Origin of the sequence: Anaerozeibacter quisquiliarum, assembly GCF_051162045.1 — a bacterium.
GTDB lineage: Bacteria > Bacillota > Clostridia > Christensenellales > Aristaeellaceae > Anaerozeibacter > Anaerozeibacter quisquiliarum.
This window is the reverse complement of record NZ_JBISDI010000022.1, coordinates 1-19,630: the sequence shown is the minus strand read 5'-3', so window position 1 is coordinate 19,630 and position 19,630 is coordinate 1. Positions and strand designations below refer to the sequence as shown.

Below are 19,630 nucleotides of genomic sequence, written 5' to 3'. Positions count from 1 at the left end.
TTTTACGCGATATCAACCGCTCTTACTATTATAGCATATATTCGCTCAAAATGGAGCGCTAAGTTGAACAAATTTGTTGGGGCTGGCAATCGGCGCCTGCTTATGTGGTATAATCTCCTCAGATGGAGGAATGACCATGCGCCTTACCTACCTGACCGGCCGCGCGCACTCGGTGCAGGCGGCGGTGACCGGACTGCTCTCATCACAGCTGTCGACGCCCGGCGCGGTGATCCTGCTGGTGCCCTCTCAGTTCACGCTGCAGGCCGAGCGCGACGCGCTCGAGGGCCTTGATTTGCCCGGCTCGTTCGAGCTTAGCGTACTGTCGCCCGAGCGGCTGTATGCGCGCGTATTTGAAGGGACCGGCTGGCCGCGCGAGGCCCGCGTGGACGAGCAGGGGCGCACGATGCTGATGCACGCCGCGGCGGCGCGGCTGAAAAAACAATTGACCTGGTATGCGGGCGCGGTTAAGCGGCCCGGCTTCGCCGAGCGCGCCACCCGTCAAATCGCCGCGTTCAAGCAGGCGGGGCTTAGCCCCGAGGACGTGCATGCCCAGGCCCGGTCGGCAAACGGCGCGCTCGCCAGGAAACTGCACGACCTCGCCCTGCTCTACGACGCCTACGAGCGCGCGCTTGCCGGGCGGTTCCTCGACGGCGAAGACGAGCAGGCGCGCGCGGCGCGCGCCATGCCGGACGCGCCGTTCCTGCGCGGCGCGCGCGTGTGCGTGCACGGATTCGACCTGCTCACACCCAAGCTCATAAATACGATCGTCGCGCTGTGCGGCTGTGCGAACGAGGTTACGGTGGCGCTGACGCTCGAGTGCGACCGCGCGGCGCGCGACGCCTACCTGTTCGAGCCGGTCGCGCGTTCGCTCGACCGGCTGACCGCGCGCGCGCGCGAGGCCGGCATCGAGGTGGTCCATAGGCCGGCGACCGAACACGCACCGGACGCGGAAGGCCCGCTGACGGCGCGCGGCGCGATCGGCTTTCTCGAGGCCGAGCTGTTCGCCGTGCCCAGTCGCCCGCGCGCGGGCGCGCCCGGCAGCGTGCAACTGGCGCTATGCAAGAACCCCGACGACGAAGCCGAGTTCGCCGCGGCGCTGGCGCGACGGCTGGCGCGTACGCGCGGCTTTCGCTACAAGGACATGGCGGTGGCTTGCGCCTCGGGCGACCTTAAGACGATGGACGCGCTGCGCCGCGCGTTCGCGCGGGCCGAGGTGCCGCTGTTCCTGGCCGCGGGCCGCGGCGCCGACCGGCACCCGCTCGCGCAGTGCGTATTGTCGGCGCTGCGCATCGCCGCGCGCGGCGTGCAATTGGACGACATGGTGTCCTACATCCGCTCGGGCTTCTCGGGCCTGGACGATGACGAAGCGGATTTATTGGTGAATTACGCCGTCAGCCGAGCGCTGCGCGGCCGACGCTGGCTGCTGCCGCTTCAGCACAGCCCGGACGACGCGGCCATGACCGCGCTCGAGGCGGCGCGAGCGCGACTGGTTGCTCCGCTCGAGCGCCTCATCGAACGGCTGCGCGCGGGACAGGATACGCGCGCGCGCCTGACGGCGGTGTACCAATTGCTCGAGGAGCTGGACGCCTACGGCCAGCTCGAGCGCACGCGCCTGGCGCTCGAGGCGCAGGGCCTTTCCGGCTGGGCGATGGAAGGCGCGCAGGTGTGGAAGCGGGTCCTGGACGCGCTCGACCAGATGGACGAGCTGCTGGGCGCGGAGAAGCTGTCCGCGCAGTCGATCTACGATCTCATGCGCCGCGCGCTGAGCGAGGCTCAGGTCAGGGCGCTGCCCCAGTCGGCCGACGCGGTGGAGGGCGGCGAGCTTACGCACCTCAAGGGCAAGCGCGTCAAGGCGCTGATCGTGGTGGGCGCGTCCGACGCTCCGCCCGAGCGCGACGACGCGCTGCTGTCGGAGGACGAGCTCGCGCTGCTGCCCGACCTGGCCGCGCTGACCGGCGAGGACCGCTCGCGCATGACGCGGCTCAGATTCAAGTCGCTGCTGGCGCTGACGGGCGACTACCTGCTGGTCACGAGGCCGCAGAGCGATGCCTCGGGCCGGGCGCTGCAGCCCGGCGCGTTGATGGCGGAAATTTCGCGCGTGCTGCCGGGCGTGGGCGTGCGCGGCGGCGTGGCCGACGACGAGGCCATGCGCGCGATCCGGCTCGAGCAATTGTCGGTCGCGGCGGCGCGCCTGCCCGCGCTGCTGGCCGCGGGCTCGCGCGCGGCGCGCATCTGCCTCGCGGCGCTCGAGGCGCTGCCCGAGGGCCGCGAGGCGGCCGCGCGCATGCGCGCGGCCGCCTCGCACCGGGTGCGCTCGGAGCAGCTGCCGCGCGCGCTGGCGGAGAAGCTGCTGTCTCCGACCTCGGTGAGCGCGTCGAGGCTCGAGCGGTTCGCACGCTGCCCGTTCGAGCACTTCGCGCAATACGCGCTCCGGCCCGAGGAGTTTCGCCCGTTCGAGCTTTCGCCGCGCGACGCCGGCACCTTCTATCACGCCGCGCTCGAGGCCTTCGTATCGCTGAGCGCCGAGCGCCTGTCGTCGCTTTCGCCCGAGGACAGCCGCGCGCTGATGGATCAGGTGTTGAGCGACCTGGCGGAGCGACAGCTTTGTGCCGGGGACGCGCTGGCCGCGCAGGAGCTCAAGCGCATCAAGGGCGTAGCGCGCCGCGCCGCCGCGATCGTCGCGCGCCAGGCGGCGGGCAGCCGGTTCCGCCCGGTCGCGGTCGAGGCCGAGCTCGAGCGCGGCGAGGCGCAATTGAATCTGGACGAGCGCGGCGCGCTAAGCGGCCGGATCGACCGGGTGGACGAGTGGAAGGACGGCGACGCGCGCTACCTGCGCGTGATCGACTATAAGACCGGCGGGCGCGCGCTGAGCCTGGCCGAGATCTACCACGGGCTGCAATTGCAGTTGATGGTCTACCTGGCCTCGGTGCTCAGGCAGCGCGGCGGCAAGCCTTCGGGCGCGTTCTACTTCAACGTGTCCGACCCGCTGATCGAGACCGAGGAGCGCGACGAGCAGTTGGTCGAGCGGGCGCGCGAAAAAAAACTCAGGCTGAACGGGCTGACGCTCAAGGACGAGCGCGTGGTGCGCGCGATGGCGGCCGAACCCGAGCTGAGCCTGGGTATTTCGTTCAATAAGGACGGCTCGCTGCGCGCGTCCGACCGGCTGCTGAGCGAGGCCGACTTCGACGCGCTGATCACGCACACGCTCGGGAAATCGCGCGAGCACCTTGCCGCGATGCGCTTGGGCGACACCTCGATCGCGCCCTATAGCCTTTCCGGCCGCACCGCCTGCGAGCACTGCGAGCACCGCACGCTCTGCCAGTTCGACGAGCGCCTGGGCGGGGCGGCGCGCGTGCTGCAGCCGCTCACGGCGAAGCAGGTGCTCGAGGCGGTGCGGCCCGCGAACCGCGATGAAAGTTAGGTAAGCATCATTATGCAGTCCTTAATGCGGTTGTTTCCTTACTTTTTATGTGGTTCCTTTTGTACCACAAAAAGAATCCAACCGCTATGGCAAAATAGAATACTGCATACCAGGTAACAAGGTCTACCTTGGAACCTACAAATGTATACCCAAGGAGATTAAACAGGAAGTGAATCCATATGGGAACAAATAGATTTTTGCAGCGATGATAGCAGATGCCTATAATGAATCCCAAAGAAGTAATACAGATGACAAACACTATTATGTATCTTACAAGAACTGTCCCGCTATATCCCGTGTCCAAAAACCAGATTGGAGCATGCCAAAACGACCAGATCAGACTAACCAATAAAGAGCCCCTAACTACACCGATTTTTTCCTCAACTGCCGGTAGTAAATACCCTCTCCAGCCCGACTCTTCTCCCATTGGTCCCTGTATCAGCGTGAAGAAGAGTACGGACATCACGGTTGAAGATGAAAAATCAAATAGGCTTAGGCTCGCAACACCGCTTTGAATGGAAACCATGTAAACGCTTGATACAAAAGCAATTGCCTGTATTATGGTCGTTGTTACCAGCAAACCAAGATCCAGCTTTGCCCCAAACAGGTTTTTATAAAAAGCCTTTACCGTGCTGCCTGGGTATAGCTTTCTAAACATGAGAAGCAATACATAGGTTGGGGTCCACGCTGTTATGGCAGTCAACCAGCTCATCACCAACGGCGTTCCATGCAATAATCCTGTCGCTATGGCGCCTAACGTCAATAGCAATAAGCCAAACAATCCAAAGGTAAAGACCAAATATCTCACGATATAGTTTTCCGATTCCGAACCATTCATGTTCTTATGTTTTCTCGGGTACAATTTATGACTTTTCAAAACAAACGCTCCCTTCCGCTTTGAAAACCTCTTCACCCTCTGACAAGTGCATTTTGCCATCAACCGTCGTGTTCAGTACATCAAAATCCACCAAAAACTGCCGATCGTTGCTCGCTCTGCTCCCGGAAAAAGTCGTTTTCTCTGCACAACCGGCTGCGCAAATGACCAGGACAAACGATAACATAAGCAGAACATTCTTTATCACTTTTAACCCTCATACCTTATTCATATCAAATCTCCGTCCAAAGCCATACTCCCGCCCGGCTTCATGATCTCCTTGATGTTTAGCTTCAACCCGATTATTAGCATCCTTCTTCCCCGCGATTCCTTGGGTTATCGTTTCTCGTTTGTGCATTTGAGGACTTGGGCAGTAAACGCCAATAAAGTAAAGTGCCGCCGGTTCGTCATTGAAACCTAATGTCCACGGGCCGCTTGTTCTCGTTGAAGTAGACGCTGTCGCCCTCGGGGTAGTGCCAGACCGACCGGATGACGGACGGGCGGAGGATCCCGTCCACCGCGCGGTATTCCTCAAAGAGGGCAGACCATTCCACGAACTGCTCGCTGCCGTCCATGCCGGTCGCGACCCGGTCGCCGGTGCGGAAGGAGCGGATCTCGTCTCCCTCGAGCGTGAATACGCCCTCTGCGCTCATCCCGTTATAGGATATCATGGCCCGGACATGGTCGTCGTCCATGACCTCCCAGGTGATGAAGTCCTGCAGCATGGCGCTTGGCACCATGGGACTCTCGGCGAGCCAGGTGACAAGGCCGGCGCGGTTCATCTGCTCGCCCCGCTGGTTAAACAGCCGGATGACCTTGGCCAGGACGCCCTCCATGCTGCCGGCGCCCTCCGCGAAGGAATCGAGCCCCTCAAAGGGAATCCCGTAGAGCGAGGATGTGATGAGGGCGAAGCGCTCCGGCCTGTCGGCCAGATTCAGCTGCGCGTAGTCGATGGGGATCGTCCGGTCTTTGGACATCCGGAAGTCGACCCCCTCAAGCGCGGTCCGCATGGAGAACATCTTCGGGGTCCCCAGATATCCGCAATGGCGGATGTATCGCTGCATCGGAGGGGGGAGGTCCCGGAGGTCTTCCTCGGTGAACATTTCCGGGTCGGTATCCGCGGCCCGGACCCTCTTTGCGACTTCGCCCTTAAAGCGCGCGGCGGTCGGCGAATAGGGGATCCCGAGGAAAAGAACGGCACCGACGAGCAGGACCCCGACGAGGGCAAGTATCGTTCCCATACGCTTCCTATGCCTCTTCTTCATGTCGATCATCATACGATATCTCCATCTCCCGAACGTTGTCTTTCAGCTTTTCAATCAGCCGGGCAAAGGCCCGCAGTTCTTCTGCCTCAAAGCCTCCGAAGAGCGCCTCGAGGAAGCGGTTCTCCCGTACTTCACGCCCCCGCAGGTGTTCCATACAGACCTCGGTCGGGCGCAGGCGCAGTATCCGCGCGTCCTGCGGGTCCTTGCGCATGGACACAAAGCCCGCCTTTTCGAGGATCAGCGCCATCTTCTTGACGTTCTGCCTCGAACTGTTGATGAGCCCCGCCACTTCCCCGATCGAGGGCTCGGCGCTTCCGGAATTGATCACCCCGGCGAGCAGCAGCCACTGCTTGGTCGAAAGCTTCCTGTCCATCCTGTCGCCGAGGATCTGGAGCTTGTTGGAGAGCGTGAAGATCGACACGAAGATGAGGGCCTTGGCTTTGAGATCCGACATGGGCTTCCTCCTGACGGACCGGTTGTGCGCGTAGGGCGTACGATGATCCTATTCCCAAGCATCAGTAACCGGTTGCGTTTATTATAGGTATCTGGTTGCCTTTTGTCAAGGGGGAGCGGAATTTTTTGCGGGAGGGCAACGAAGCCGATTGAATTCGATCGCGCCTTGCGAATCGCCCGTCAGAAATGGAGAGCGGCGAAGGCTTCGCTGCCCTTTGTTTTCAGGAAAGCGTACAGGCCGGCGTTCGCCGCGGCCAGCAGAAGCGAGAACAAGACAGTAAAGGTCTCTACATCCGCCTTGCCGTGCAATTTGAATGCGTAAAGCGCGGCGGTACCGCCTACAACAGCCATGGATCCAAACATGGCCACCATGGTGCTCAGCCCCCGTTTGATGGCAGTCGTTTCATTGATCCAGTCAAACTTGGGAAAACGAAGGTTTACGGCGACGCCGAAAAGCGCCGCAAACACCGTCAGGAGCGCAGGGGTGGCAAACAGCAAGATCCTCATGCCCATGCTCAGATCCAGGATGGCGTTCAAAACGGCTGCGGCAAAAGCGATGGATGGCAGGCATAGGATCATATGCGCATACGCTTTGGACAGCAGCACGTCGCTCCCTGCAATAGGGATGGACTGTGCGATCCACAGGTTTTTGCCCTCAAGCGAAATCGAAGGGGCCGATATGATGTTGGTAGCCGAGATTCCGCCCAGCATCAGGAGCACAATCGGCCCCCGCATTTCGGCGATGGCGGGAATATTCCCTTCAAACAGAACCGCCAGCAGGTCGCGCTTTACGAGCATCGCTATCGGAAAGATGAACGTAAAGATGACGCCCAACGCGGTATTCAGGATGTACATGGGGCTTGAAAAGAAATGCCGGATCTCCTTGCGCACCAGCGCCGTCATGGCCCCGCTCACCTTGAGCGGCATTTTCCTGTACGCCGTTTTCACCGAGCCCGGGCGCGTCGTTACAATGCGGATGAAGTTTGCGGAGACGATCCAGACCGCGACAATAAACGGGGCGACCGTGCACAGGATGAACAGAAGCAGGCTCACGGGGTCCTTCCCCGCGACCGCGTTTCCGAGATGGTACGCCGGGAACAAGGCGCGCCGTATTGCATCCGCAATGGCTACCCCATGGGCGATGAGGTGACTTATATACCCGTTCATCTGGGAGAAAGCGTAGAAGTACAGGAGCAAGAGGCCGACCGAGAGCGTCGTTACAACGAGGGACTTGTTCCGCACCCGCGAGGAGATCAGGGTCAGCAGCCACCCAAAGAGGCAGGAGAAGGACATCGCGAGCAGAGGCAGGAAGAGAAAGGCTACGACAAAGTAAAGGACGCCCGAAACGGATACGGGTGCGTTCATGCAGTAAACCGCACCGGCCGGAACAACGACGCAACCCTCGACGATGTAGTCCGCCGCCAGCAAAATGGCCATCCGCGATATCAGGATCAGCCTTGGCGGAATCGGCATGGAAAGGAGCAGCTCATTGTCCTTCGCCTCAAACAGCTGCGATTGAGCCATCGGCACGCCGCCGATCAGGATGAACGCGAATGAGATCATGCCCGCGAGCGAAAAATACAGCCAGTCAAGGCCGGCCATATGGAGCGGCTGGCAGATCGCGCCGAACAGGCTCCCAAGCAGCATCAGGAAGTTCCCAATCACAAAAAGTGCAAGGAGGCCTGTCAGCGCCTTGAGCAGGGGGGTGTGCTTCCTTTTTACGCGCGTTCCCCGGAAAATGGAGCTGAACAGCGCGTATACACGGGCCTTTATTAGCGTCCTAAGCATTTTGATCCTCCAGTTCCAGGAAAACGTCCTCGAGCGATTCGGCGCCTTTGACCTCGCTCATGCTGCCGGATATGACGAGTTTGCCCTTGCGGATAATCGCCACCTTGTCACAAAGCTTCTCTGCCACTTCCAGCACATGCGTGGAGAAGAAGACCGCGCCGCCGCGATCGCACAGCGCCCGCATGAGCTGCTTGAGCGTGTGTGAAGCCTTTGGATCAAGGCCGGTGAACGGCTCATCCATCATAATGAGCTTAGGCGAACGGATCAGCGCGGAGATAATGGCAAGTTTCTGCTTCATGCCATGCGAGTAGGCGCAGATCAGTTGGCCGAGATCAGGCGTAAGCTCAAACAGGTCCGCGAATTCCCTGATCCTCCGCTCACGCTCTCCCTGCGGTATGCCATAGATATTGGCGATAAAATTGAGATACTGGATGCCCTCATAAAACTCATAAAGATTGGGATCGTCCGGGATGTAGGCGATCATTTTTTTGCACGCGATCGGCTTTTCCTTTATGGATAAACCGTTGATGTACACTTCGCCCGCGTCAAACCGCAGGATGCCAGCGCACGCCTTGATCGTCGTGGTCTTCCCAGCGCCGTTGTGCCCAATAAACCCAAATATCTCTCCCCTTTTAATATGGAGCGACAGGTCATCGACCGCCTTATGATCCCCATAGGCCTTCGTCAAATGTTTTATCCTCAACATGCGCATCGCCCCTTTTCATTTCGTTGCAAACGCCTGTCCCCCCGGCATCGCTTCCATCGAATGGTTGATGTCCTTAGGGATCGTTCTTCTGGCGGACAAGAGCATGGGATCGAAGTACTTCTTCCAGAACTTGTTGGCAAACGGATAACGGAAACTCGTCATAGGTTATGTATCCAAACAGAGCATCGCCGGATTTGAGGGCGAACGCAATTCCGTCTTCGACCTTCTCTGACAAGTGGCCTTCGATCGCGCCGGTGTTCTTGATCCAATTGCGCGGAAACGACCTTGAGCCGCCACAATAACGCTTGTATTGCTCAACCCAGAGATCAACGGCCTGGGCAATGTCCCGCGCCTGCATTTTGCTCATTCTGAAATCCTGTGCCATACTTCCTCACTCAGGGGCAATTCCCATTGTCTTGCTCAAATCTCGGCAAACCACATTGCGGCCCACGCGCATCGTTCAAACGACGCAATCATCGCGCAGGCGATCACCGTTTCCCCCTACTTGAACTGAGTTCTTCCAAAGGCCGCGGTCGCATCGTCTACGCCGGCCAGGCCCGTGGATGTATCGTTCTGCCAACCGCAGGCGAGATCCTGGCATTGCCGTCCGGATTCACCGCCCTTGATAATTTGCTCTATGAAGCGTGTGAATCCCTTCAAGCGAGCCCACGCTAAGCGAATGGCCTGCCACATGCCTTGGGTTAAGGATGACCTGAGATGGTCCTCGCCTACGCCTTCAACCCTGCAATACTCCCTTATATCGTCATAGATTTCACTGTCGCGCAACCTCGTGTAGAAGGTTCTATCAAGCATTATCGCTCTCCATTCAGGCGAATTACAATCATCGCCAGTTGTTACACGGCACAAAGCTTGCGGGCGTAGGCCGCCGCGACATATCCGCTTGCCGTTTCTCCGCCGTCCCATTCGAGCAGCCATAGATTCTCGAAAGTTTCGCAAAGACATCTTCATGCATTCAATCCCTAAAGACCGCTCCGAAGATGAAGGCCCGGCCTCGAGGTCCGACATGGGCCGCCTCCCGGAGGACCGGCTTTGTGCGTGAGGGAGCGTGATTCGTAACCGGTTGCGTTCATTATAGGTAACTAGTTGCATTTTGTCAAGAGGGGAGGGATTTTTTTACTTTCTCGCGGGCCGGGTTTGTCCATGGTCTGGCGCAGCGGCGCTGCGTCAAGCGCTTTGCAGAAATGAGCGGGCGCAAAAGAGTCCGCCAGACCGCGTCGGCCAGCGCGCGCTCTTTCCGGCGGCGCGATGCCGTCGATCGCGACCACCGCGCGCAGCTTTGTGCAGGCCAAGTCCAAAGCCGCCGCGCAAACTATCAATCGCTTCCAATGTAGAAACCTCCCGGATCGGATATGCTAAATGCGATTGATTCCAGCGCGCGCCGCTGTCAATTGTTCACCGCGCGTTCATAGATTGGCTAAAATGGCTTGCTACAATACAATCACCAACCAGAATCGGAGGTGCGATATCATGAAGACCATAAGCAAATCACACTGGAACAACCTGATCGCGCTCTTGCTGGCGGTACTGCTGGCGAGTGTGCTCGTAGGCGGCTCGGTGCTGGCGCAGGAGCAGGAGCAGGCGCGCGGCGTGATCGGCGACAACAACCCGGCCATCGCGGTGGCGCAGAAGACCGAAAACTCGGTGGTGGGCGTCATCACCAACGCCACCAACTGGCGGCGCGGCCAGGGCGAGAACAGCACGCAGATCGCGCAGGGCTCGGGCGTGGTGATCGAGCCGGGCTACGTGCTGACCAACGCCCACGTGATCGAGCAGGGCAACACCTACGAAGTCGCGCTGCCGTCGGGCGAGACCACGCAAGCGAAGCTCGTGGGCAGCGATTTCTCGACCGACCTGGCCGTGCTCAAGGTGGACTCGTCCGAGCTGACGCCGGTGAAGGTGGGCATTTCCAGCGACCTGCTGGTCGGCTCGACCGTGATCGCCATCGGCAACCCGGGCGGCACCGTGCTGGCCAATACCGTAACCAGCGGCATCGTATCGGCGCTCGAGCGCACCAGCGTCAACGCGCAGAACGCCTCCCGCGCCATCTCCTACATCCAGCACGACGCTTCGATCAACAGCGGCAACTCGGGCGGCGGCCTGTTCAACATCAACGGCGAACTCGTGGGCATCAACACGCTTAAGTACCTGGGCAGCGGCTTCTCGCAGGCCGCCTTCGAGGGGCTGGGCTTCGCGATTCCGATCGACATGGCCTACCCGATCGCCCGCGACCTGATCCAGTTCGGCAAGGTGCAGCGCCCGCAGATGGGCGTGATGGTTCAGACGATCGACGGCCCCGAGCAGCCGATCAACACCAACCCGCCGGCCAGCGTGGGCGTGATGTCGCTGAATGAAAACAGCCCCGCCCAGCGCGCCGGGCTCAGGCAGTTCGACTTCATTACCGAGATCGACGGCGTCCGCGTCAAGTCGCTGCAGGAGCTGACCACGCAGATGGATCAGCACAAGGCGGGCGACACCGTCAAGATCACCGTAGCGCGCTACGACAACGCGGAAGCGCTGCTGAATTCGCTCGGCTACCTGAACGGCAACCAGAGCGGCGGCGACAACTCCCCCTACGGCGGCGGTTACGGCTACAACGACCCCTTCGGCGGCTTCTTCGGCGGCCGGCGCGGCCCGTCGTACTACAACCCCCCGGCGAACGTCGTGAGCGACTTCGAGACGCTGACGTTTGACGTGACGCTGGAAGTGCTGAAGTAAGCAAGGATAACGGTCATCGGGGCTGCAGCGCCGGGAGAAAGGCGCTGCAGCCCCGCTTTTGATGGTCGTAGCGCCAAGAATCGATGCCGTAGGGGCCGTGGTTTTTTTGAGACCGGACATCGGGAACGCCGCGCCGCCGTCACCCAGAGCCGGCCGCGCGGCCCTATCGCTTGGGGGACGGATACGGCGGCGCGGGGTTAGGGGGGGACGAAAGTCACGCCAAGGGCTCCACCCCCGGACCCCGCCAAAGGGCATTGCCCTCCGGACTCCCTGAACCGCCCACGCGGGGTTGCAGGCGTTCGTACAGCGCGCGGGACATAATGCCCGCGGCGCGCGAGCGCAGCGTGCGGCGCGCGGGAATCGGGTAGCCCGCCTCATCGAACGCCATCGCGGACAGCGCGTGCGGGTTGCCCTCACCGACGCCCTGCGCAAAGATCCGCCGCTCCGGGTGCCACAGCAGCGCGCCCACCACGTCGTCCCGCTGCACATAGTTGAGCGCGCGTTCCTCGAGCGCCGCGCGCTCCGCCTCGCTCAACTGCCCCCGCGCAAAGCCCTGAGCATCGAACACCACCGCGCGCGCCGCCGTATTCTGCGAGGTGGCCAGCGCGTACAGCGCGTTATGCGCCCCCTTCGAATGCCCGGTGAACAACAGCGGCCGCCGCGCGTGGCGGGCCGCGAAGCGCCGTACGTCGTCGTACTGCGCCGATCCGAGCAGCGGCGCGCGCACATTGTCCCACCAGTCCACATTGCTGGGCGCACAGCCGTGCGTCGACTCCGAGCCGCGGAAGGCGGCCAGCACAGCGCCTCGCGCATCCTCGAACGCGTAACCAACGAATCCATTGGTATGATTGTGGTTTATGTAGTCGGTCACCCAAAGCTTAAGCAGCGCCTCGTCGCGCAAAATCGCCTCCAGCGCGCGGGCGCCCTCGCCCTCGGGGCCGCAGGGCGGCGGTTCCTGCAACAACGCGCGCGCCAGCTGGCCGACGCTCAGCGAACAATTGACGCGCGGCAGCAACCGCTCCGGGACGTCGTACCCCGCGAGCACGCTCATCAGCGCCAGCTGTTTCGGGGTCAGGTTCACGCAAAACACCTCCAGATCGCGTCCGCCTAAGACACGCGGGCCGAGCGGCGGGATCAGCGGCGGCAGCACGGTCGCCAGCACCCGGGCCGTCACCTTGAACACCCCGCCGACCGGCGCTTTGTCCGTGAAGCCCGGGTCGAACAGCCTCGATGTATAGAGCCCGCCGCGTCAACCAAAAATACGCGCCGCCCCGCCTGCGGGCGCCGCTCCAAAGCGGGGAAATGGTTCGGCCACAGCCGCTGCCACCATTATATGGGGTTCGGACGGAATAGGTTCGCGCGAACGGTTCAAACTATTGTGCATAGAGAGGATGTGACAGTATGAACCCCAACCAACTGCGCGAGCTCGCGAACCGCTGCATCCGCGCCGTGCGCCGACACGCCTTCTACCTGTCGCTGGGCGCCTGCCTGCTGTTGCTGGGCGGCGCGCTGATGCTGGCGCGCGCGCGCATGAACGCGCCGACCCCGCCGCCGACGCCGACGCCCGCGCCCGCACAAGCCTCGTCCAGCCTCGACGAGCGGCTCGCCCAGCGGCAGGATGCGCCGACGCTTCACTGGCCGGTCGCCGGACGCGAACTGCTCACTCCGCACAGCCCCGACGAGCCCACCTGGTCGGACACGCTCTCGCTGTGGCAGACCCACGTCGGCGTCGACATCGCGGCGGTCAAGGGCGAGGTGGTGCGCGCGGCCGCCGCCGGCACGGTGACGCGCGCGGGGCGCGACGCGCTGCTGGGCAATGTGGTGGAGGTCACCGGCGCGGATGGCGTGTTGACCCGCTATGCAAACCTTGCGACCAGCCAACTGGTCAAGGAAGGCGACCGCGTGCGTGCCGGCGACGCGCTGGGCGCGGTGGGCGACTCCTCGGCGCTCGAAGCCGGCCTTACGGCGCACCTGCACTTTGAAGCGTGGAACAATGGAGAGTGGCTGGCACTGCCCTGACCCCCCATGTCTAAAACACGTCCTCAACGAGAAAAAGATGTTATCTTGCGCACAGATCGGGGTAACTATGCTATAATCGAGGCGGCATACTGCGGATAAAGGAGGGCTGCCGATGAAGGGTCAAATCGCCCCGTCGGTCATGTGCGTAGATTTCCTGCATCTCAAGGAGACTCTGCGCGAGCTCGAAGCGCTGGGCATGGAATACCTGCACGTCGACATCATGGACGGCAGCTTCGTGCCCAACTATACACTGGGCCCCGATTTCTGCCGCGCGCTCAAGCGCGCCTGTAAGGTTCCGCTCGACATCCATCTGATGGTGACCGAGCCCGAGCGCAAGCTGTCGTGGTTTCCGATCGGCGGGGGCGACTGCGTCTCGGTGCACTATGAGTCCACCCCGCACCCGCTGCGCGCGCTTCAGGCGATCCGCGCGCTGGGCGCAAAACCCATGCTGGCGCTGGGCCCCATGACGCCGGTTTCGGTGCTCGAGCATGCGCTCGGCACGATCGACGGCGTGCTTATCATGACGGTGAACCCGGGCTTCGCGGGCCAGCAGCTGGTTCCGGGCGCGTTCGACAAGCTCGCAAAGGCGCGCGCCTTCCTGGATGCGCACGGCGGCGAGCGCGTCCGGATCGAGGTCGATGGCAACGTCAGCTTCGAAAACGCGATCAAGATGCGCGCGGCCGGCGCGGACATCTTCGTGGCCGGCACGTCGAGCATCTTCTCCCCCGGCGCGCCGCTCGGCGAGCTCACCGCTCGGCTGCGCGCCTGCATCGAATAGGATGGGGATCCCGGTCACGGCGGACGGCTGGGCGATCGGCGAGGAAGGCGCCGGTCGGCCAGCCGCGCAATTTGGCGAAATCGGCAATCGTTGAATGGGGGGACAACATGAACAAGCGCATCCATGAATCCTATACGGAGCAGGTGCAAATCCTGACCCAGAGCTCGATGAACGGCTACAACCGGCTGTTCGGCGGCAAGCTGCTCGAATGGATCGACGTGGTGGCCGCGGTGGTGGCGCGGCGGCATGCCAACTGCAACGTAACGACCGCGGCGATCGATCAATTGACTTTCGACGGCGCGGCCTACGTCAACGACACGCTGGTGCTCAAGGGCCGCATCACCTATGCGGGCACGTCGTCGATGGAGGTGCGCGTGGATACCTATGTGGAGCAGCTGTCGGGCGAGCAGCGGCTTATCAACCAGGCCTACATGGTGATGGTGGCGCTCGACGGCCTGGAGCGCCCGACCAGGGTGCCGGGGCTGACGCTGGAAAGCGACGCCGAGCGGCTCGAATGGGCGGCCGCCAAGGAGCGCTACGAACAGCGCAAGGCGCGGCGGCGAGCCGCCACGTAGAACCGTTCCATCTTTCCCCGCAATTTACCCGGAATCAATCTACATCTTGTATTACGCTTCATCCGGAAGTGGTATATATAGTAGGTCAACAGCTACCGAAAAGGAGATGAGGCGTATGCAGACCAACATCCATGTGTTGAACGGCGTCCTGCCCGAAGACGAGCTTCAAGCCTATCTGGAGCATGCGCGTACGCAGTACGGCCGAACGCCCAGAACGATGACGATAACGGTGGACGGGGACTATGTGGACCTCGACTACACCTTCGATAGCCAGCCGTTCGAGCGCATCCGGCGCATCACCGGCTACCTGGTCGGCACGCTGAACCGCTTCAACGACGGCAAGCGCAGCGAAGAGCGCGACCGCGTGCGCCACGCGATGTCGTAAGTCTAAGGAACGCCCCCTGCCCGCACGCGCGGCCAGGGGGCGTTGTTGTTCCCCGTTCTTGGGGCCTGCGACGCCGCAATCCGTAGGGCGGCCTGCATTGTCGCCCGCCCGTTCCCCTCCGAGGAGGGGCTTTGCCATGCGCCGGGGCGGTGAACCTGATTTAAGAACCGTCGCGGCCCGACTCGGCTTTCTCTGACGCGCGCCAAAGGCCCCGAAGGCATCCGCCCTCGGGGCCTTCATGATCCCTTCCGTGCACCGGCTCCAGGCAATCGCCGATTCAAGCATGCGTGCGGTGGCGAGCTGATTTCCCGTCAGATCGCGCTTGCAAAAACCGAAGGCGCGGCGGCGCTGCGCCGAGGGTTTTTCGGGCACGAGATGGCGGGCATGCAGCCGCCGACCGAATCAATCAGCGATTGCTTAGGATCAGTTCCTCTACATCCCCCGCCGGCGCCTCCGGCGCGGCGTCGCTCAGGTAGGCGTACACCACCGCCTGGGTCCAGGTCGCGTAGGCGTTCGCCTGGTAATTTTGCAGACGCGGCACGAATAGGTCGAAGTACACGTTCGAGTACACCGGCACCGCGGGCAGCAGTTCGTTCCAGCGGGTCTGGAAGGCCACCCACTTCTTGAGGTAGCCCAGCACGTCGCCCTGCTCGGTCTTGTGCATGTCCATCGCCAGTTGCCAGAGCTGCTCGTCCTTGAGTCCCGTCGCGTTCAGCGTCCCCTCCGGCGCGTAGGCGTAGCTCGGATCGAACACGCTGGTAAAGTTGGTGCCCAGGTAGAACAGGTTGAACTCGCGCGGCTGCTGCCGGTAGTACTGGGCGAGCAATTGATCGAGCGGCACCTGCGTGATCGTCAGCTCCACGCCGATGCCCGCGAGCGGCGCTTTCAGCACCGTCTCGAACGCTGCCGCCGCCGCGTTGCCCTGCGGCACGGCCAGGTTGAAGCTAAGCTTCATCCCGTCCTTGTAGCGCACGCCGCCCGCCGCCTCGTCGTAGGCCTCGCCCGCCTCGCCACGCGTCCAGCCGTCCTCGACCAGCAGCGCCTTGGCCGCGTCCACATCAAACGCGTAGGGGTTCAGGTGCGTGATCGACAGCGCGCCCCACTCGGCCATCGCGGCTTCGTAGGCCGCCGTCTCTTCCGCGGTCGCGCCCTCGGCGGGCTGCTCGACCGGCGCCGTCAGCGCGCCGCTCACCAGCCGCGTCATCCACTGGCCCATGCCGTAGTAGCCGTCGACCGGCATGCCGTAGTTCTTGATGTACTCGCTGAGGAACGCGTCGCGGTCGAAGCCCAGCGCCACCGCCTGACGCACCTTCTGCGACTGGCCGGGGCCCTGCTCGGCGTCGAAGCTCAGCATCGTCAGACCCACGCGCGGGTAGTTGCTGACGCGCACAGCGCCCGCGCCGGACAACGCGATGCCCGCGTCGATCACATCCGCCTGCGTGCCCTTGTTCAGCAGGTCGATCTCGCCGTTTTTCAGCGCCTCGATCGCGTTTGCGGGCGTGACGTGCTTTAGCGTCAGCCGCTCGATTTGCGGCTTCTGGCCGTCGGCCAGGCCCTTGAAGTAGGGATTGATCTCAAATTTCGCGACCTTCGCCTCGGCGTCGTAGCTGACCAGCTTGTACGGCCCGCTGGTTACGCCCGGGTGCGAACGGTAGCCGGTCGCCATGTCCATGACCGTCTGCGGCAGCACGTTCTCCAACGCGTTCGCGCCGGCGGCGTCGCGGATGTACGCGCCCTCGCCGTCGTCGCCCACCGCGTAGCCCGGCGCGATCACGGAAACCGGGTAGGGTTTGAAATTGAGCAGGCCCAGCTCGTAGAAGAACGGCAGCCGGTCGGCGCGCACGGTCATCGAGAACTGGTGCTCGCCCAGCAGCCGCACGCCCGCGAGCGTTGCGGCCTCGTCCGCGGCGTACGCCTCCGCGCCCAGGATGTAGTCGGTGCCGCCTATCGCGGCGCCGATCGAGCGCATGGCGGGCATGGCGGTAAGCAGTATCGAGAACACGTAATCGCGCGCCGTGATCGGCGTGCCGTCGCAATACACGAGGTCCTGCGCGATCGACACGATGTAGGTCTTGTTGCCCTCGGCGTCGGTCTGCGCGGCCAGCGCGCTCACGACGCTCGGGTCGGCGCTGAACATGCCCTGTTCGGCGTTCCAATTTACCAGGCCATAGCCGTGCAGCAGCTCGCGCACGTCGATGTCCGACGCGTTGTTGCCCCACAGATCGGTAAAGAAATGCCCGCTGAGCGCGGTCATGGAGCCCACAATCAGCTCCTGATACGCCTCTTCCGCCGTCCGCCCGCCCAGCGCCGGCGCGTCCGTAGCCGCCGGCTCCGCCAGCGCGACGCCCGACATCAGCATCAACGCCGCCATCAGCATGGCCAACAATTTCTTCATGGCTGTCCCTCCTTCATAAATCGCAAAATACAGGGGACGGTTCTCCGGTTGGATTTGAAAATACAGGAACCGTCCACCTGTATCGGTATCATCTTCGTCATCGGCGGGCCCATTCCCATTCCCATTCCCATTCCCCTCCTGGGAGGGGTGCCCGCAGGCGGGGTGGTGACCCCCGTGAGGGGTGCCCGCAGGGGAGGCGGACCCTGTCGTACCCAAGACGCCGTCGGCGTCGCCCCTGCGTGATGCCCCTGTCGGCCCCACCACCAGCCATGCCCGGCGCGTGTAACCGCGCCGGGCCGGCCATGTCATTTACTCGAAGCACTCACCCACGTTGGCCACCACCGCTCCGACGCCCAACGGGACGCCGTATTCCATCAGGTCCACCAGCGGGATTTCCGGCTCCTCGGGCGTGCCCGTCGGCGCGTAGTACACGGTGACCGTCAGGTTGTACGCCGGCATCGTGCCGCTGATCGTCGCGTCGCTCGCCGTGTATCCGTCGATCACCGGCGATGTCACCGCGAAGCGGTCGCCCGCGTTCATCGCGGTCCTGCGGTAGGTCGGCGCGGCCGTCCCGCCGGTCGTGTACACGTAGTTGATCGTCAGCGTGTACTCGTTCTGGTCGTACACCACGTCCGCCCGCACGTCGCCCTTCGGCATCACGCCGAACACCTTCGAGAGGTCAGGCGTCCATCCCTTGATCCGCGGCGAGGCCACGTTGTACGCTGCGCCTTCGGCGAGGTTCGCCCGGTAGGTCGGCGCGGCGGTCCTGCCGTTGATTTCGCCATACCAGTACAGCACGCTCAGTTCATACTGGCCCGGCTGCGGCTCTTCCGGCACCCACTGCGCCACATAGTTCGCGTCGCCCGTCACATACTGCTGCACACTCGGCAGCCATCCGGTGAACAGCCATCCGTCCTCGCCAGCGGCCGTGCCCGAGAACCCCGGCGTCGCCGCCCCAAGGCCCAGCCCCGGATAGCTCTGTGCGGCGAAGGTCCCATGCTCGCCCGGCTGGTAGGTCACGGTATAGGTGGTCGGGGCGGGGGGCGAGTAAGGCTCGTTCGTTACGGTAAAATAGATGTAGATGTTGCCATCTTCATACGGGCCATCCTTCGTAATCCCCACCAACCTGTAGCCTGAGATGCTCCCCTCCGACACCGAGTAAGCATACTCCTTGCCTTCGCCGCTATACCTCGGCTGCGGCTCGAACTCGAATACCCATCCCGTTTCGTTCGTAAGGGTTTTCTCTTTGCCCGTTTCCGCACCATCGCGCAGTAGCTTGATCGTTACCGGCGGATGCGACAGCGTTCCCTTGGCCCTCATCAGACTCAGCTGCGGCTCCGAACTCTCGCCGTCGGTCCATTGTTTCCGTCCTCTGATGATGATCCTGTTGTTGGGCTCGATGTCGACGGTCTCCTCGTCACTGTCCTCAACCGGATCACCTTCCGGATTCGGATTCGGCGCTTCCGCCGTCGCCACGTTCACCAGCACACCATCGCCGTTCGCAATGTCTTTTGCCGTTACCGTATGCGTGTACACGATGATATCGAACGCGTCGGGTGCCAAACTGGCGATCTTGATCAACCCGTTCTCCATCGTATGGCCGCTCGTCACAGTGTCCACCATCGGATCGCTCACCGTGATGTCGGTCAGTAGCACGTTCCCGGTGTTGGTCACCTTCACGTGGTACTCGATCTCATCGCCCAAGTTGTAGACTGTTCCAGGTTCGCCCTGCGCCGTCTTCTCGACGTTCAGAGAAGCGTCGATCTCCACATACAGCACCTGCACCACGTTCCCGTCCACACCGATCTTCAGCGGCATCAGCGTCACAATCGTGCCGGCCAGGTAACCCGCGGGCCTCTTCGCGTCCTTCCAGTTCGGGTCATCCAGGTCGCCTGCAATCAACGCATCTGTCAGGTCGCTGCCAAATTCCTTCGCAGCCCCGTCTACCGTGCCAAGCAGCGTACCTGTACCGTCCGCCGCGTCTTGGTAGTACTCGATCGTGTAGGGAAAGCTATCCTTCGTGTACAGCACGGTCGCTACGTTGTTAGCCGGGTTGGACGTAATCGTGATGTTGGTCACACTTGCCTCGCCAGGCTTCCTGTATCCGTCTGGCGCGTGCAACATGTCGTTCACGGCCACCATCTCTCCAAACGTCTCGGTCCCGCTTTCCATCCCAACTTGGTTATCGTCCTCAATCGAATCCTTGTAGTACTTCACTGTCCAGGCATAGATGCC

Annotated in this window: 17 protein-coding genes; 6 read left to right on the top strand and 11 right to left on the bottom strand. The window is 62.4% G+C overall.

Translation table 11 applies throughout. The annotated features are described in order from the left end of the window. Nucleotides 1-136 precede the first annotated feature (136 nt). On the top strand, nucleotides 137-3,421 hold the full coding sequence (locus ACH6CV_RS10805) for a PD-(D/E)XK nuclease family protein (protein WP_456358206.1): 3,285 nt from the start codon (nucleotides 137-139) through the stop codon (nucleotides 3,419-3,421). A 10-nt stretch (nucleotides 3,422-3,431) separates the two neighbouring features. On the opposite strand, the gene ACH6CV_RS10800 is transcribed toward ACH6CV_RS10805, so the two are convergent. The 8 genes from ACH6CV_RS10800 to ACH6CV_RS10765 form a co-directional block, all read right to left on the bottom strand. Then, entirely contained in the window at nucleotides 3,432-4,298 is an 867-nt protein-coding gene (locus tag ACH6CV_RS10800; protein ID WP_456358205.1) for a CPBP family intramembrane glutamic endopeptidase, read from the bottom strand. Next, nucleotides 4,285-4,503, bottom strand: coding sequence for a hypothetical protein (locus ACH6CV_RS10795; RefSeq protein ID WP_456358204.1), 219 nt, complete (start codon nucleotides 4,501-4,503; stop codon nucleotides 4,285-4,287). The genes ACH6CV_RS10800 and ACH6CV_RS10795 overlap by 14 nt, the downstream gene beginning before the upstream one ends. A 199-nt stretch (nucleotides 4,504-4,702) precedes the next feature. Further along, the gene (locus ACH6CV_RS10790) at nucleotides 4,703-5,572 is read right to left on the bottom strand and encodes a DUF6544 family protein (RefSeq protein WP_456358203.1); all 870 of its coding nucleotides are present in this window, start codon (nucleotides 5,570-5,572) and stop codon (nucleotides 4,703-4,705) included. Continuing rightward, entirely contained in the window at nucleotides 5,544-6,014 is a 471-nt protein-coding gene (locus tag ACH6CV_RS10785; protein ID WP_456358202.1) for a MarR family winged helix-turn-helix transcriptional regulator, read from the bottom strand. The genes ACH6CV_RS10790 and ACH6CV_RS10785 overlap by 29 nt, the downstream gene beginning before the upstream one ends. A gap of 179 nt (nucleotides 6,015-6,193) precedes the next feature. After that, complete coding sequence (locus tag ACH6CV_RS10780) at nucleotides 6,194-7,450, bottom strand: putative ABC transporter permease subunit (protein WP_456358201.1); 1,257 nt, start codon at nucleotides 7,448-7,450, stop codon at nucleotides 6,194-6,196. Nucleotides 7,451-7,793: 343 nt separating this feature from the next. Next, entirely contained in the window at nucleotides 7,794-8,507 is a 714-nt protein-coding gene (locus tag ACH6CV_RS10775) for an ABC transporter ATP-binding protein (RefSeq protein WP_456358200.1), read from the bottom strand. Nucleotides 8,508-8,580: 73 nt separating this feature from the next. Next, complete coding sequence (locus tag ACH6CV_RS10770) at nucleotides 8,581-8,892, bottom strand: hypothetical protein (RefSeq protein WP_456358199.1); 312 nt, start codon at nucleotides 8,890-8,892, stop codon at nucleotides 8,581-8,583. 116 nt (nucleotides 8,893-9,008) lie between these two features. Continuing rightward, nucleotides 9,009-9,320, bottom strand: coding sequence for a hypothetical protein (locus ACH6CV_RS10765; protein ID WP_456358198.1), 312 nt, complete (start codon nucleotides 9,318-9,320; stop codon nucleotides 9,009-9,011). A gap of 675 nt (nucleotides 9,321-9,995) precedes the next feature. Here ACH6CV_RS10765 and ACH6CV_RS10760 point away from each other — a divergent pair. Beyond that, nucleotides 9,996-11,243 carry a S1C family serine protease gene (locus ACH6CV_RS10760; protein ID WP_456358197.1) on the top strand — a complete coding sequence of 416 codons (1,248 nt, stop codon included), beginning with the start codon at nucleotides 9,996-9,998 and terminating at the stop codon, nucleotides 11,241-11,243. A 214-nt stretch (nucleotides 11,244-11,457) separates the two neighbouring features. Here ACH6CV_RS10760 and ACH6CV_RS10755 read toward each other — a convergent pair whose 3' ends face one another. After that, entirely contained in the window at nucleotides 11,458-12,426 is a 969-nt protein-coding gene (locus ACH6CV_RS10755) for an Mbeg1-like protein (RefSeq protein WP_456358196.1), read from the bottom strand. A 218-nt stretch (nucleotides 12,427-12,644) separates the two neighbouring features. Between ACH6CV_RS10755 and ACH6CV_RS10750 the strand changes: the two genes are divergently transcribed. The 4 genes from ACH6CV_RS10750 (at nucleotide 12,645) to nrdD (ending at nucleotide 15,000) form a co-directional block, all read left to right on the top strand. Beyond that, the gene (locus tag ACH6CV_RS10750; protein WP_456358195.1) at nucleotides 12,645-13,262 is read left to right on the top strand and encodes a peptidoglycan DD-metalloendopeptidase family protein; all 618 of its coding nucleotides are present in this window, start codon (nucleotides 12,645-12,647) and stop codon (nucleotides 13,260-13,262) included. Nucleotides 13,263-13,374: 112 nt separating this feature from the next. Next, nucleotides 13,375-14,040 (top strand): ribulose-phosphate 3-epimerase, encoded by a 666-nt coding sequence (gene rpe, locus ACH6CV_RS10745; RefSeq protein ID WP_456358194.1) that lies wholly within the window; start codon nucleotides 13,375-13,377, stop codon nucleotides 14,038-14,040. Nucleotides 14,041-14,147: 107 nt separating this feature from the next. Continuing rightward, nucleotides 14,148-14,615 (top strand): acyl-CoA thioesterase, encoded by a 468-nt coding sequence (locus ACH6CV_RS10740; RefSeq protein ID WP_456358193.1) that lies wholly within the window; start codon nucleotides 14,148-14,150, stop codon nucleotides 14,613-14,615. 115 nt (nucleotides 14,616-14,730) lie between these two features. Then, the gene (gene nrdD / locus ACH6CV_RS10735; RefSeq protein WP_456358192.1) at nucleotides 14,731-15,000 is read left to right on the top strand and encodes an anaerobic ribonucleoside-triphosphate reductase; all 270 of its coding nucleotides are present in this window, start codon (nucleotides 14,731-14,733) and stop codon (nucleotides 14,998-15,000) included. 406 nt (nucleotides 15,001-15,406) lie between these two features. On the opposite strand, the gene ACH6CV_RS10730 is transcribed toward nrdD, so the two are convergent. Then, nucleotides 15,407-17,395 (bottom strand): ABC transporter substrate-binding protein, encoded by a 1,989-nt coding sequence (locus ACH6CV_RS10730; protein ID WP_456358191.1) that lies wholly within the window; start codon nucleotides 17,393-17,395, stop codon nucleotides 15,407-15,409. Nucleotides 17,396-17,704: 309 nt separating this feature from the next. Beyond that, nucleotides 17,705-19,630, bottom strand: a 1,926-nt coding sequence (locus ACH6CV_RS10725) for a DUF7507 domain-containing protein (RefSeq protein WP_456358190.1), incomplete at its 5' end; no start/stop codon positions are given.